Source organism: Aeromonas enteropelogenes, from assembly GCF_020097295.1.
Lineage (GTDB): Bacteria > Pseudomonadota > Gammaproteobacteria > Enterobacterales > Aeromonadaceae > Aeromonas > Aeromonas enteropelogenes.
This window is the reverse complement of the sequence record NZ_CP083625.1, coordinates 1,419,275-1,433,840: the sequence shown is the minus strand read 5'-3', so window position 1 is coordinate 1,433,840 and position 14,566 is coordinate 1,419,275. Positions and strand designations below refer to the sequence as shown.

Genomic DNA, 14,566 nt, shown 5'->3' with positions numbered 1-14,566 from the left:
TGCCTATGAGCTTGGTTACAATCAAGCTTATCGCAATGAGAGACTGCACTTTACTCCTGAAAGCATACCATTAAGCCAAGCTGGGTACGTCCGACATAAAGCCGCAGAAGAAGCTTTCAATATGGGATGCATCGATGGGCAGAAAGCTCGCGAAGCAGAAAATCGTCGTTAACATAAAAACAGCAGGGCTTCACAGTGAAGTCCTGCTGCATTCAATTATGTTTGCGAAATTTTTTCTTCAATTAACCAGCAGATGTAATCAGACATTCACTAAATGGATTCCCCCGTCATAACAGCCAGCCGTATTTCCTCCTCCGGCTGGTTGCCCCTGACTCGAGGCAACAACCGCAACCAAAGCCTCTCGTCCGTCCGATTACGCTGCGCTAATCGAACCTTGTATCTTACTTGCGTGATGATTAGCTCTCATCACATGAGGGTGAGGAAGCCAGATTCGAACCTTAAGGAATTAAACCTTGTGCCGTAGATATGGCCCTCATCCTCACCTCATCACCAAACCCGACACTGAACGGTAGCCAAGGGCTTAGACCCTGTATGTACAACACCAGATTCTGGGACACCCACCTCTTTGTTTTTGTAAGACGAAAAGCTGGGACACCCACCTCTTTGACAACCACATAACTGGCTGCTTGGCTTGATACATCACTGCTGAGGACGTTGCCATGACCATTGCCCGTTCACGCCAGATCAGCCTCGCCGATACACCCTATTACCATGTGGTCAGCCGCTGTGTACGGCGTGCCTTTCTCTGCGGTCAGGATGATCACTCCGGCCAAAGCTACGAACACAGGCGCCAATGGGTTGCCGACAAACTAGGCCAGCTGTCGCAGGTCTTTGCCATCGGTATATGCGCCTATGCCGTGATGAGTAATCACTATCATCTCGTGCTCAAAGTGCAGGCCGATATTGCCAATAAGTGGAGCGAGCGGGAAGTGGCAGAACGCTGGGCTCGCCTGTTTCAGTGGCCCTTGCTGGTAAGGCGCTGGTATCAGGGTGATGAACTGATAGAGCCCGAGTTGGACGTGGTGCACCAGCTGATAGGCCAGTGGCGAGAGCGCCTCTATTCCATCAGCTGGCTGGTGCGCCTGCTGAATGAGTCGCTGGCCCGCCAGGCCAATCAGGAGGACGGTTGCAAGGGGCACTTCTGGGAGGGGCGCTTCAAGAGCCAGGCCCTGCTCACAGAGTCGGCGGTGTTGGCCTGCATGACCTATGTTGACCTCAACCCCATTCGGGCCGGCATTGCCACTACGCCGGAAGAGAGCCATTTCACCAGCATCCAGCAACGGATTGAACAGACAGCGGATCCCGTCAATCCGACTCCATTGCTGTTGCCTTTTGCCAAGGAAGGCAATGAAGCCATTCCCTACAGTTTTGCCGATTATCTGACCCTGGTGGACTGGACCGGACGAGCGATCCGCCTGGATAAGTGTGGCCATATCCCGCATCATCTTGTCCCCGTCTTGCAACGCCTGGGTATGCATGAGGAGCAATGGTTGGGACAGGTCACTCTGTTTCGACGCCACGGCATCCGGGCGATCGGTGACAGAGTCTGCTGCCAGCGTTATGCCGAGCATTGCGGTCAGACCCGATGCTACCAACCCTATTTATGACATCAGCTTGGTGCACACCTTGATGAACTTCTGACACCAGCCTCGTGCCCGCACCGAGGCACAATAACCCCTTGCCACCAAGTTGTCCTTTCCCGTATTCCAACCAATCGATCCTATCTGTCGCCGCTCTCCCCGATGATGCTTCATGCTCAACGTCCCTCAAATCAGCCAACTTGCAAACGCGCCTCTTCCGGTTATTCACCTTCCCCCAAAGTGGGTGTCCCGAAACGAGAAATAGGTGGGTGTCCCAAAACAAAACGAGAACCGCAGCGGTGCGTATAGGCAACTCGACGATTTAGGCATATCTTGTGCGGGCAGCCCTGCCAGGGTGACAGGGCCACATCCATAAGGAGCCAAGATGAAACGAGCAATCACGGCCGCATTGCTGGTCGTAACCATGGCCGCCGGGGTGCAGGCCGCCAATAAAATCACTACGGTACCCGTGCAGTTTGCCAAGGGAGCCCACAGCGCCCAGGTAAAAGGCAACTTCTCCGGTTACGACACCCTCCACTACACCCTGGTGGCCAAGGCTGGCCAGACCATGACGGTCAAGATCAGTGGCAGCAGCAACGCCAACTTCAATGTCTTCCCCCCCGGTGCCATCCCGGGTCAGGCCGAGGCACTGGGTCGCAATGATGGCAATGGTCAGTGGCAATCGACCTTGCCCACCTCGGGCAAATACCTGGTCCAGGTCTATCAGATGCGCGCCTCCGCCCGCCGCGGCGAGCAGGTGCCCCACACCCTGTCAGTCAGCATCCAGTAACCGGCCTGCTGTGCTTAAGCCATAAAAAACGGCGCCCGCAGGCGCCGTTTTTCTCTTTCCATGTCCGTGACCTAGCCGGTATAGGCAGGCAGCAGTCCCGCCATATTGAGCAGGTGGAAGGCGGCGGTCAGCACACCAAACAGAATCACCAGGGCGATCATGACAATGCCACCCGGGGCACGGAAGCCCTCGTGCTTGCCCCCTTGTTGACCCTTGCCAGCGCGCACCTTCCACGCCAGCAGAGGCGGAATGATGCAAGTCCACAGGGTGGCGACGGCGCCGGCATAGCCGATGGCTACCAGGAAGCCGAACGGGAACAGCAGCGAGAGCACCAGAGGCGGCAGGAAGGTCACCGCCCAGGACTTGGCGCGGCCACCGCGGCTGTTGTCAAACTTGAACAGGTCCGCCAGGTAGTCGAACACCCCCAGCCCCACCCCGATGAAGGAGGAGAGGATGGCCGCCATGGAGAAGGCGTTGAGGGCGCTGGCCACCGCCTTGGACTCGATCACCGAGCCGAGCGCCTTGAGCAGGGCGTCTACGTTGCCACCCTGTTCGATCACCGGGCCGAACTCGCTGCGCGGCAGATTGCCGAACACGCTCAGCAGCCAGACGGTGTAGAAGGCCAGAGCGATAACGGTCCCTCCCAGAATGGCGCGGCTGGCGCGGCGCTCCTCGCCATAATAGGCACGCATCGACGACACCGAGTGGTGATAGCCGAACGAGGTGAGCGCCACCGGCAGCATGCCGAGGGCGTAGGGGGCGTAGCTGGCGTGCTCGCTCATCCGGTCAAACAGCAGCTCGGGGCTAATCTTCATCGACAGACCCGAGATGCCGAAGGCGAAGCTCAGCATCATCAGGATGATGAGCAGCACCGAGATGCGGTCCACCGCCCGGGTGGAGTGCCACACCAAGGCCGAGAAGACCAGGGTGAACAGTACTGAGGCGACGTGGCTGCCGATCCCCGTCATCTCCTGGATGATGAGGCCGGACGAGGTGATGTAGGCGTAGAGCAGGATGCCACCGACGAAGTAGACGCTCAGGTTGTTGAGGGCATTGACCTTCTCCCCCAGCAGATCCCGGGTCACGGTGTCGAAGGAGACGCGCAGCGGATAGCCCTTGTAGGATTCGAGCAGCATCCAGCCCGACACCGTCATCACCACCATGGTCAGCGCTACCGCAAGCAGGGACCAGAGGGTCCAGGCACCCGCTCCGGCACTCGGCAAGCCCAGCATGCCGGCCCCCACACAGACGCCGGCAATGATGCATGCCCCGCCCACCAAGGATGGTTTGTGTTCCATAAATCCCCTTAACTCCTGCCCTGTTTGCACTGCAAAGAAATGGCGCAGCCATGGCTACGCCCTGACGGCCGCCCGCGCGCTGGCAGGCGACAAGATGTTGTTTTCATAAAGAAGATGAAACAGAAAGCGGGCTCGTTCGAAAATGTTTCAACGCTCCTGCTCAACGTTTCACCCGTGCGACTTTACCTGCCAGCCCGTCAGGTATCAAATTCCGTGCCCTATTCGAAGGCAGATCACCCGCCCCGACCACTCAATGGCTAAGTTGCGGCAGGATTTGAAGCAGATGGCCGCGCACCTCCAGCGGGGTCTGGCTGACCCAGAATCCCAACACGCCATGAGAGAGCAGCGGCAAGATCAGTAGCAACAGACAGAGCAGGCCCAGCAGCCAGCGAGGCATGAGCCGACGACGCCGGGTGCCCAGCGCGAGGGCATCGGCCCGCTTCGGGCAGGCGGCCACACAACTCAGGCAGCTGGTACATTCGAGACTGTGCACCGCGATCAGCTGATGCACCTGGATGCGAGACGGGCAGGCACGGCTGCATTTGTCACAGTCGTGGCCGACGCTTCGCAGGCAGCGGGCCGGATCCCGGCGGATGCGCAGGGGCGTCAGCAGGCCCAGCAGGGCGAGCCAGGCACCGTAGGGGCAGAGATAGCGGCAGAACCCCTGACGGAAAGCGGCAGTGAGCAGCAACACCCAGCCGAGGCAGAGACCGGAGATGAGGGTCAGGTTGAAGAAGAAGGCCCCCATCTTCATGTCCGCCGCCTGGTGATAGGCACTGGCGAAGTAGCCGGGCAGGGCGGCATCCGGTACCGCGAGCAGCACGATGAACAACAGAAAGCCAAGCACCAGAAACTTCTGGCCACGCAGGATCAGATCCAGCCAGCGCGGCGGCGCCCATTCCCCCGGCAATACCCGGCTGCGCAGCCGATGCAGCCACTCCCCCGCCAGGCCAAGCGGGCAGAACCAGGCGCAGAACGCCCGCCCCAGCAGCAGGGCCGACAGGGAGAGCACCAGCACTGTGACGGTAGCGGCCGGATGGTGGGGATCCATGATGCCCTGGCTCAGCCAGGCCCGCAGCCCGAGCCCGCCGGCGATGGGCAGGAAGCCATCCACCACGTCCGGGCGCATCAGCCAGGGAGGCGTTCCCAGCCCCAGTTGCCAGATATAAAGGCCATATTGCACCGTCACCAGCCCCCAGGAGAGCAACAGCAGGTGGCGGGTCCAGGCCCGCAGCGACTGGCCGTCGAGCTGACCCAGAAGTGGCAATAGCCGGGTTCGGCTGAGCAAGGCTAGCGCCGCAACCACCAACCCCAGTGCGAACCAGAGGGTAACATCCGCCGCCACCAGCCAGGCGGCAGCCAGCAGGGAGAGAGAGAAGAACCAGGATCGACCGGCCCTCTCCTGCCACTGCAACAGCACCAGATAGACCAGGCCACAGGCCAGGGTCACGGCTTCGATCAGGCTCACTCTTCCCCCACTACGCACATCAGAATAAGGGGAACAGGGTAACTAACATCTAGTTTGATTATTTTGATCTACATGGGCAGAGGAGGAGATTCATCCCAGACTACCCACCACCACATGAAGTGCCATCACCACAAACAAAAACCCCCTCGCTGACGAGGGGGTTTTTCGTGGTGTCCATACTGGATGGCAATCAGCGCAGGGCTTTCACCGAGCGACGGACGATGAGCTCTGGCTCGACCGTCATCGACTCCACTTCCTGCTCCTTGTTGCGAATCCGGCTCACCAGCTGCTTGACCGCCAGCTGGCCCAGTTCCGCCTTGGGATGACGGATGGTGGTGAGCGGCGGGCTGGAGAAGCGCGCCATCTCGACGTCGTCATAGCCGATGATGGAGATGTCGTCCGGCACCTTGACCCCGGCTTCCCAGGCGGCGCAGATGGCACCGATCGCCATGGGGTCATCGAAGGCAAACACCGCAGTCGGGCGCGGCTTGAGGGCCAGGATGCGCTGCATCTGGTCGAACCCGCTCTGGCTCTCGTAATCCCCTTCGAAGATCTGTTCATCTTTCAGGGTCATGCCGCGCTCGCCCAGAGCATCGCGCACCCCGTCCAGTCGCTGCTGGGTGGTGGGTTTGGCAAGATGTCCGGTGATGCAGACGATGTCGGTGTGACCCAGCTCCAGCAGGTGGCGCACAGCAAGGCGCGCACCGATGCGGGCGTTATCGTTGATCACGTTGGCGAAATCGCACTCGGTTCCCCAATCCAGCACCACCTGGGGCACGTTCTTGTGGATGCGCAGCATGTCGCGCAACGGAGTGTCGATGTCGGTTCCCAACACCAGCAGGCCATCGACCCGCTTCTCCATCAGCATGCGCAGATAGTGCTGCTGACGGGGCGGCTGGTTCTCGGTGTTGCACAGGATCAGGCTGTAACCCTGTTCGAAGCAGTATGCTTCCACACCTTGCACCACTTCCGCGAAGAAGGGGTTCACGCTGGTGGTCACCAGCATGCCTATGGTCTTGGTTGAATTGATTTTCAGACTGCGCGCGACCGAGTTGGGCGCGTAGTTGAGTTCTGCCACCGCCTCAAGCACTTTCTGGGTCGCGTCTTCGCTGACCCGGCGAGTGTGGTTGAGCACATGTGAGACGGTGGAGATGGATACGCCCGCTCGGGAGGCGACATCCTTGATAGTGGCCATCTCTGTCTCCTGACTGTCAAAGGCGGAACATTAGCAGATTTCCCGAATAAAGGCTTGGTTTTAACGAGCACTGCCAGCGATTTGTCAATGCTGGCTAATTTAGGCGTTCATTTCTATTTGCGCAAACGGATTGTGGTCAAAATGGGAGCAGCATCAGAGTAAAATATCGCCAGATTAATCTTCTATACTTCATCACAACCACGCCTTGTTGCCCAGTTGTTAACTCAATATATCAATATTAAATTCCAAACCAAGATTTAAAACAGGTTATTTATTTCAAAATACGCGCTTTCGACCCGCTCTGGTCAGTATCTTTAACAGCTTGTTATTGCCCCGTGAGGAATGATAGAACCTTAAATATTGCCGGACAGGTAGGATCAGGATCCGGAATGGCACATGGAAATGAAACAATCCACTGATTAAGGGACGAATCAATGAATAACTTCGGAAAAATGGCGGTAAGAGCAGCGGTTTCTTTGGCTCTGTTTGGATCGGCCTCAATGGTCCATGCAGCCGATACGGTCAAGATCGGCATCGCTGGCCCGGTGACCGGCCCGGTCGCCCAGTACGGTGACATGCAGTTTACCGGCGGCAAGATGGCGGTCGAGCAGATCAACAAGGCTGGCGGCATCAATGGCAAGCAAATCGAGGCGGTCATCTATGACGACGCCTGCGATCCCAAGCAGGCGGTCGCGGTCGCCAACAAGGTGGTCAATGACGGCGTCAAGTTCGTGGTCGGCCACCTCTGCTCCGACAACACCCTGCCCGCCTCCGACATCTATGAAGATGAAGGGATCCTGATGGTGACCCCGGCCTCCACCAACCCCAAGATCACCGAACGCGGCTATCAGCTGGTACTGCGTACCATCGGTCTGGACAGCGATCAGGGCCCCACAGCTGCCAAGTACATCATCGAGCAGGTCAAGCCCCAGCGCGTGGCCGTCATCCACGACAAGAAGCAGTATGGTGAAGGCATCGCCTCCAGCGTGAAAGCGGCGCTGGACAAGGCGGGCGTCAAGGTGGTGGCGTTCGAGGGTATCACCGCCGGTGACAAGGATTTCTCCGCCCTGATCGCCAAGCTGCAGAAAGAGAACGTCGACTTCGTCTACTACGGCGGCTATCACCCCGAGCTGGGCCTGATCCTGCGCCAGGCTGGCGAGAAGGGTCTGAAGGCCAAGTTCATGGGTCCGGAAGGGGTGGGTAACAAGGACATCTCCGCCATCGGTGGCCCGGCTTCCGAAGGCCTGCTGGTCACCCTGCCGAACAAGTATGACCTGGTGCCGGCCAACGCCCCGCTGGTTGCCGCGTTCAAGGAGAAGGGCCAGGACTCCTCCGGCCCGTTCGTATGGACCACCTATGCCGCGGTGCAGACCCTGGCTGCCGGTATCGCCAAGGCGGGTGAAGATGATCCGGCTGCCGTCGCCGCCGCCATCAAGGCCGCACCGATCGATACCGTCATGGGCCCGCTGACCTGGGCACCGAATGGTGACCTGAAAGGCTTCGAGTTCGGCGTCTTCCAGTGGCACGCCGACGGTTCCTCCAGCCAAGTCAAATAATCTGCCGATCCGGGGGTGAACCTGTTCACCCCCTCCTCTCTTTGCGGGCAAGTACAGGGAACGCAGTATGTCCGAACACTTTCTCTATCTGGTTCAGCAGCTGCTGAACGGATTGACCATAGGTAGCACCTATGCCCTGATCGCCATCGGTTACACCATGGTGTATGGCATCATCGGCATGATCAACTTCGCCCACGGCGAGGTCTACATGATCGGCTCCTATGTCGCTTTCATGGTGATGGCGGGGCTCATGATGATGGGCATCGACAGCACCTTCCTGCTGCTGGGGGGCGCCTTCCTGGTCAGCATCATCATCACCGGCACCTATGGTTGGAGCATAGAGCGGGTCGCCTACCGGCCGCTGCGGGGCGGCAACCGCCTGATCCCCCTCATCTCCGCCATCGGCATGTCGATCTTCCTGCAAAACATGATGCGGATGGCCCAGGGCTCGCGCGACATCGCCATGCCCAGCCTCATTTCCGGCGGCTGGTCGCTGGGTGAAGCCGACGGCTTCCAGGCCAGCCTCTCCTACATGCAGCTCATCATCTTCGTGGTGACCTTCATCACCATGCTGGCGCTGACCCAGTTCATCGGCCGCTCCCGCATGGGCCGCGCCTGCCGCGCCTGCTCGGAAGACATCAAGATGGCCAACCTGCTGGGGATCGACACCCACGTGGTCATCTCCATCACCTTCGTACTGGGGGCCGCACTGGCCGCCGTCGCCGGCGTACTGCTCGGCATGTATTACGGCGTCATCAACCCCTACCTCGGCTTTATGGCCGGCTTGAAAGCCTTCACTGCGGCTGTGCTGGGCGGTATCGGCAGCATTCCGGGCGCCGTGCTTGGCGGCCTGCTGCTCGGCGTGGTGGAAGCGCTCACCGCCGGCTATCTCAGCACCGAATACAAGGATGTGATGGCCTTCGCCCTGCTTATCTTTGTGCTGCTGTTTATGCCGACAGGTATTCTCGGCCGACCGGAAGTGGAGAAGGTATGATGAAACACCAATTTATCCATGCCTGTATCGCCAGCCTGGTGCTGCTGGTGCTCTCCTTCTGGCTGCTCGGCTTCAAACTCGAAACCGATGGCTCCCGCCTGCTGGTAGTGAGCCGACTCGATGTGTCGCTGGCCTGGCTGCTGGGAGGCGCCACCCTGGTGTTCTGGTTCCAGATGCTGCGCGGCCAGATCGCGCGCCTGTTTCAGGCCTCCATCAGCGGCTTCTCGGTCGGCTTCACCAAACTGGTGCTGCCAAGCCCCGAAGAGGCGCCCAAGCTCTATAACCTGACCGCCGTGCTGGTGCTGCTGTTCGCGGTGAGCTGGCCCTTCATGGCCTCCCGCGGCGCCATCGATCTGGCCACTCTCACCCTGATTTACATCATGCTGGGGCTGGGCCTGAACGTGGTGGTGGGCCTCGCCGGCCTGCTGGATCTGGGCTACGTCGGCTTCTACGCGGTCGGCGCCTACAGTTACGCTCTGCTCAACAGCTACTTCGGGCTGAGCTTCTGGGAGTGCCTGCCCATTGCCGGCCTGATGGCGGCTACCTTCGGTTTCCTGCTCGGCTTCCCCGTGCTGCGGCTGCGGGGGGATTACCTGGCCATCGTCACCTTGGGATTCGGCGAGATCATCCGCATCCTGCTCAACAACATGACCAGCCTGACCGGCGGCCCGAACGGTATCTCCGGCATTCCCAAGCCGACGCTCGGTGGCCTGGAGTTCAACCGTACCGTCAAGGATGGCGGCTTCGAGACCTTCCACGAGTTCTTCGGCATCACCTACAACGCCAACCACAAGGTGATCTTTCTCTACCTGATGGCGCTGGTGCTGGTGGTAGCGACCCTGTTCGTCATCAACCGCCTGTTGCGCATGCCGCTGGGCCGAGCCTGGGAAGCGCTGCGAGAAGACGAGATCGCCTGCAAGTCGCTCGGCCTCAACCCCACCATTATCAAGCTGACCGCCTTCACCATAGGCGCCTGCTTCGCGGGGTTTGCCGGCAGCTTCTTCGCCTCGCGCCAGGGCTTCATCAGCCCGGAATCCTTCGTCTTCATCGAGTCGGCCATCGTGCTGGCGATCGTGGTACTGGGCGGCATGGGCTCCCAGATCGGGGTAGTACTGGCCGCCATCGTGATGACGGTACTGCCGGAGCTGGCCCGTGAATTCAACGAGTACCGCATGCTGATGTTCGGTCTGCTGATGGTGTTCATGATGATCTGGCGGCCCCAAGGACTGCTGCCAATGACCCGTCCCCACCTGGAGCTGCGCAAATGAGCAACATATTGTTGGAAGTCTCAACCCGGCCGATGGGCTCCCCGACCGGATCGGCAAGCCGTCCGGCACTCTGCCAACTGACGGAGGAGCCGCGCCCATGAGCAACAAGTTAATGGAGGTCTCCAATCTGTCGATGCGCTTCGGCGGCCTGCTGGCGGTCAACGGCGTCGAGCTGGATGTCGAGAGGGGCGAGGTGATCTCCATCATAGGTCCCAACGGGGCGGGTAAGACCACCATCTTCAACTGCCTGACCGGCTTCTATCGCCCGACCGGCGGCGTGATCCGCTACAAGGGTGAGGAGATCCAGGGGCTGCCCGGCCACAAGATCGCCCGCAAGGGAATCGTGCGCACCTTCCAGCACGTGCGGCTGTTCAAGGAGATGACGGCGGTGGAGAACCTGCTGGTCGCCCAGCACCAGCACCTCAACACCGGCTTCCTCGCCGGACTGTTCAAGACCCCGGCCTTTCGCCGGGCCGAGCTGGAGGGACTGGATCAGGCCGGCTTCTGGCTCGACAAGGTGGGGCTCAAGGATCTCGCCAACCGCGCCGCCGGCAACCTGGCCTACGGCCAGCAGCGTCGCCTCGAGATCGCCCGCTGCATGGCGACCCGTCCAGAGCTGCTGATGCTGGACGAGCCTGCCGCGGGCCTCAACCCGAAAGAGACCGACGAGCTCAACGAGCTCATCATGAACCTGCGGGACGAGTTCGGTGTGTCAGTGCTGCTCATTGAGCACGATATGAAGCTGGTGATGGGCATCTCCAACCGCATCTTCGTGGTCAGCCAGGGCACCCCGCTGGCCCACGGCAAACCGGATGAGATCCGCAACAACCCAGCGGTGATCAAGGCCTATCTGGGCGAATCGTAAACACAGGAGTCACGATGTTAGAACTTCGCAACGTATCGACCCACTACGGCAAGATCCAGGCGCTGCACGACGTCAGCGTCGAGGTAAAAGAGGGGGAAATCGTCACCCTGATCGGTGCCAACGGCGCTGGCAAGACCACCTTGCTGATGACCCTGTGCGGTGAACCCAAGCCCAGCAGCGGCTCCATCTGGTTCGAGGGGGAGCAGATAGACTCGCTATCCACCGCCCGCATTATGCGCAAGGATATCGCCGTGGTGCCGGAGGGGCGCCGCATCTTCGCCCGCCTGACGGTGGAGGAGAACCTGCTGATGGGGGCCTTCTTCGTCGACAAGTCCGAGCAGCACGCCCTGCTGGATCAGGTGTTTACCCTGTTCCCGCGACTGCACGAGCGGCTGGAACAGCGAGCGGGCACCATGTCCGGCGGCGAACAGCAGATGCTGGCCATCGGCCGTGCCCTGATGAGTAAGCCGCGTTTGCTGCTGCTGGACGAGCCCTCCCTCGGGCTGGCTCCCATCGTCATCCAGCAGATCTTCGACACCATAGAGCAGCTGCGCCAGAAGGGGATGACCATCTTTCTGGTGGAGCAGAACGCGAACCAGGCGCTCAAGCTGGCCGACCGCGGCTATGTGCTGGAGAATGGCCACGTGGTGCTGCAGGACACAGGGGCTGCCCTGCTGGCCAACCCGGCGGTGCGCCAGGCCTATCTGGGTGGCTAGCCAGTTGCAGCGGCCAGCGACGAACCAACCCGTCACGCGATCGCGTGGCGAACGTGTCCGAACGGCTGGCCGATGAGCAGGCAAAAGGCGGCGCAGGATCACCACCAGTTCTGGGGGCACCCTGCGCTGCCCTTTATCGAGGCGCGAGCGGTGCAGGATGGCCGTCTCGTCTGTTATGACAAGCACAGCCACCCTCACTTCTCCATTGGCGCCATCACCGGTGGCCACAGTCACTATCTCAACCAACGCAACAGACAGGAGGTCAGCACCGGCAGCCTGGTGCTGATGAACCCCGAAGAGGTGCATGCCTGCAACCCCGTCGAGGATCAGCCCTGGTCCTATCTGATGTTCTATCTCGATACGGACTGGCTGCGCAGCCAGCAGGAGGAGGCGGAATTGGGCAGCGAATTTCGCCCCTTCGACATGACTGCCAGCCGGGATCCCCTCCTGTATCAAGGGTTGCAGCGCCTTTACCGCCAGCTGGTTCAAGAGGATGACTCCCTGGTCCGGGAGGTGGCCTGCCACCAGTTCAGTCGCCAGCTGCTGGCCAGGCTGACGCCGGCGACCTGGGATGATCGCCCCCCGCAACACCTGCAGCGGGCAGCCGAGCTGATGCAAGACGACAGCGCCAGCATGCTGACCCTGCAGCAGCTGAGCACAGTGGCCGGCCTCACCCCGTCCCACTTCGTGCGCAGCTTCAGCCGCCACTACGGCATGACGCCCCACGCCTATCTGCTCGATCAACGCATCCGCCACGCCCGTACCCTGCTGCGCCAGGGACAGCCGCTGGCGGAGGTGGCACTGGCGAGCGGCTTTGCCGATCAGGCCCATTTCCAGCGTCAGTTCAAACGGCGGGTCGCCACCACCCCGGGCCAGTACAGGTCACAGCTTGCCCGTCAGGGCGAATGCATCAGATAAGCTGCGCTCAACAGCAACAACAGGGCCATGGCCCGGTTGAACCAGCGCAGCCGGACCGGGGAGAGCAACAGCCCCTGCAGATAGCTGCCGACATAGGCCCAGCAAGCGATGGAGCAAAGGCAGATAACCAGATAGATACCGGTGAACAGCATCATCTGCCCGCTCCCGCCCACGGCACCATAGACCCCCATCCCCATGCTGGCCGCCAGCCAGGCTTTGGGATTGAGCCACTGCATCAGGGCGCCGTACCAAAAGGCGGGAGGTACTCCGCCCCCCTCCTCCAGCTCCCCCTTGTCCGCCACCAGCTGCCAGGCCATGTAGCAGAGAAACAGGATGCCACCCCAGCGAATGGCGCCACTCACCACCGGCCATTGCGACAGGGCGGCGCCGAGCCCCAGCCCCATCAGCAGGAGCAGCAGGATGAAACCCAGGCTCGCCCCCACCACGTGGCGCAGGCTGGCAAGAAAGCCGTAACGGGCTCCGCTGCCGAGGGCAACCAGATTGACCGGCCCGGGCGAGATGGACATGGCCAGGGCAAACCCGGCCATCGACAGCAACAGACTCATTTCCATGGCATACCTTCCAACAAAAGAGTGAGCCTCCAGCCTAGCCATCCGCTCCGGCCCGATATTGAAGGAAATTGCGATCGCTGGCGGCAATAACCCGACACTTTGCGGGCTTAGCGGCGGCGCCGGCTTGCGGTACACTGGCCGGTAATCCACCTATTCGCAGGACATGTCAATGGACCAGTTTGCCCATATCAGTGCCCATGATGCCCACCAGAAGCTCGCCGCCGGTGACGCCCGCCTGGTCGATATTCGCGACCCGCAATCCTTCGCGGCGGCCCACGCGGTCGGCGCCTTCCACCTCACCAACGGCACCCTGGTGCGTTTCATGAATGAGGTGGACTTCGATACCCCGGTGATCGTGATGTGCTATCACGGCAACAGCAGCCAGGGGGCGGCCCAGTACCTGCTGCAACAGGGTTACGACGAGGTCTACAGCCTGGATGGTGGCTTCGAGGCCTGGCGCAGGGAGTTCCCCGTCGAGGCGGGCGAGGCATGATCCAGCTGCTGGTGCTCGACAACGCCCGCATGGCCCAGGCGCTAGTGGACTATCTCGCCACCCTGGGCATCTCGTGCGAGCTGACCCAGTCCGAGCTTGGTGTCTCGGTCTGGCTGGCGGACGAGCAGCGCCTCGCCCAGGCCCAGCAGGAGGTGAAGCGTTTCCTGGCCGAGCCGACCCACCCCCGTTACATGGAGGCCTCCTGGCAATCCGGCCGGGCTGATGCGCGCATCGACTACAGCAAGGGGATGACGGATCCGATCACCGATTTCCTCCATCAGGCCGGCCCGCTGACTCTGATGGTCATCATCGCCTGCCTGGCCATCTACGGACTCGACGCCATCGGCCTGCCGATCTTCGATCAGCTGGCGTTCCACCCGACCCTGGCCCAGTTCACCGACTGGCAGGCGTGGCGCTACTTTACCCCGGCCCTTATCCACTTCTCGGTGCTGCACCTGGTGTTCAACCTGCTCTGGTGGTGGTATCTGGGAGGCCAGATTGAGCAGCGACTCGGCAGCGGCAAGCTCTTGATCCTGCTGCTGGTCGGTGCCGCACTGCCCAATATCGCCGAGTTCTTCGTCAGCGGCCCGCGCTTTGGCGGCCTCTCCGGCGTGGTCTATGCCCTGCTCGGCTACAGCTGGATGCGCAGCAAGCTGCAACCGGCCTGCAGCCTCGCCCTGCCGCCGGCACTGATGGGCTTCATGCTGCTCTGGCTGGCCCTCGGCTTCTTCGACCTGCTCGGCAACACAGCCAACACAGCTCATCTGGTCGGCCTGCTGGTGGGTCTACTGCAAGGCTGGCTGGATCGTCATCACAAACCCGCCTGAGTAGA

At 60.9% G+C, this 14,566-nt stretch carries 14 protein-coding genes; 10 read left to right on the top strand and 4 right to left on the bottom strand.

Going from position 1 to position 14,566, the window contains the following annotated elements; genetic code table 11:
• Positions 1-680: 680 nt before the first annotated feature.
• On the top strand, positions 681-1,628 hold the full coding sequence (locus tag LA321_RS06755) for a transposase (RefSeq protein ID WP_042073444.1): 948 nt from the start codon (positions 681-683) through the stop codon (positions 1,626-1,628).
• 358 nt (positions 1,629-1,986) lie between these two features.
• Entirely contained in the window at positions 1,987-2,391 is a 405-nt protein-coding gene (locus LA321_RS06750; RefSeq protein ID WP_042073446.1) for a g-type lysozyme inhibitor, read from the top strand.
• Positions 2,392-2,462: 71 nt separating this feature from the next.
• Here LA321_RS06750 and LA321_RS06745 read toward each other — a convergent pair whose 3' ends face one another.
• The 3 genes from LA321_RS06745 to LA321_RS06735 form a co-directional block, all read right to left on the bottom strand.
• Positions 2,463-3,689 carry an aromatic amino acid transporter gene (locus LA321_RS06745; RefSeq protein ID WP_042073449.1) on the bottom strand — a complete coding sequence of 409 codons (1,227 nt, stop codon included), beginning with the start codon at positions 3,687-3,689 and terminating at the stop codon, positions 2,463-2,465.
• Positions 3,690-3,939: 250 nt separating this feature from the next.
• Positions 3,940-5,157: a 4Fe-4S binding protein gene (locus LA321_RS06740; protein WP_042073450.1), complete on the bottom strand. Its 1,218-nt coding sequence runs from the start codon at positions 5,155-5,157 to the stop codon at positions 3,940-3,942.
• Between the two features lie 190 nt (positions 5,158-5,347).
• A complete protein-coding gene (locus LA321_RS06735) occupies positions 5,348-6,352 on the bottom strand; it encodes a substrate-binding domain-containing protein (protein WP_042073452.1) in 1,005 nt (334 codons plus the stop codon).
• Between the two features lie 434 nt (positions 6,353-6,786).
• On the opposite strand from LA321_RS06735, the gene LA321_RS06730 reads away from it, so the two are divergent.
• The 6 genes from LA321_RS06730 to LA321_RS06705 all read left to right on the top strand — a co-directional run bounded on the left by LA321_RS06730 (position 6,787) and on the right by LA321_RS06705 (position 12,669).
• Positions 6,787-7,908, top strand: coding sequence for a branched-chain amino acid ABC transporter substrate-binding protein (locus LA321_RS06730; protein ID WP_026457077.1), 1,122 nt, complete (start codon positions 6,787-6,789; stop codon positions 7,906-7,908).
• A gap of 67 nt (positions 7,909-7,975) precedes the next feature.
• The gene (gene livH / locus LA321_RS06725; RefSeq protein WP_042073454.1) at positions 7,976-8,902 is read left to right on the top strand and encodes a high-affinity branched-chain amino acid ABC transporter permease LivH; all 927 of its coding nucleotides are present in this window, start codon (positions 7,976-7,978) and stop codon (positions 8,900-8,902) included.
• Positions 8,902-10,170, top strand: a complete 1,269-nt coding sequence (locus tag LA321_RS06720) for a high-affinity branched-chain amino acid ABC transporter permease LivM (protein WP_042027083.1) — start codon at positions 8,902-8,904, stop codon at positions 10,168-10,170. The genes livH and LA321_RS06720 overlap by 1 nt, the downstream gene beginning before the upstream one ends.
• Positions 10,171-10,267: 97 nt before the next feature.
• Positions 10,268-11,035 (top strand): high-affinity branched-chain amino acid ABC transporter ATP-binding protein LivG, encoded by a 768-nt coding sequence (gene livG / locus LA321_RS06715; protein WP_042073455.1) that lies wholly within the window; start codon positions 10,268-10,270, stop codon positions 11,033-11,035.
• A gap of 14 nt (positions 11,036-11,049) precedes the next feature.
• The gene (locus LA321_RS06710; RefSeq protein WP_026457081.1) at positions 11,050-11,751 is read left to right on the top strand and encodes an ABC transporter ATP-binding protein; all 702 of its coding nucleotides are present in this window, start codon (positions 11,050-11,052) and stop codon (positions 11,749-11,751) included.
• A 72-nt stretch (positions 11,752-11,823) separates the two neighbouring features.
• Positions 11,824-12,669 (top strand): AraC family transcriptional regulator, encoded by an 846-nt coding sequence (locus LA321_RS06705; RefSeq protein ID WP_042073457.1) that lies wholly within the window; start codon positions 11,824-11,826, stop codon positions 12,667-12,669.
• Here LA321_RS06705 and LA321_RS06700 read toward each other — a convergent pair.
• Positions 12,648-13,241: a LysE family translocator gene (locus LA321_RS06700; RefSeq protein ID WP_224212247.1), complete on the bottom strand. Its 594-nt coding sequence runs from the start codon at positions 13,239-13,241 to the stop codon at positions 12,648-12,650. The two genes, LA321_RS06705 and LA321_RS06700, sit on opposite strands and share 22 nt — an antisense overlap.
• Before the next feature lie 169 nt (positions 13,242-13,410).
• Between LA321_RS06700 and glpE the strand changes: the two genes are divergently transcribed.
• Positions 13,411-13,734 carry a thiosulfate sulfurtransferase GlpE gene (gene glpE, locus LA321_RS06695; RefSeq protein ID WP_042073460.1) on the top strand — a complete coding sequence of 108 codons (324 nt, stop codon included), beginning with the start codon at positions 13,411-13,413 and terminating at the stop codon, positions 13,732-13,734.
• Positions 13,731-14,561 carry a rhomboid family intramembrane serine protease GlpG gene (gene glpG / locus LA321_RS06690; RefSeq protein WP_042073462.1) on the top strand — a complete coding sequence of 277 codons (831 nt, stop codon included), beginning with the start codon at positions 13,731-13,733 and terminating at the stop codon, positions 14,559-14,561. Before glpE ends, glpG begins: the two co-directional genes overlap by 4 nt.
• Positions 14,562-14,566 lie beyond the last annotated feature (5 nt).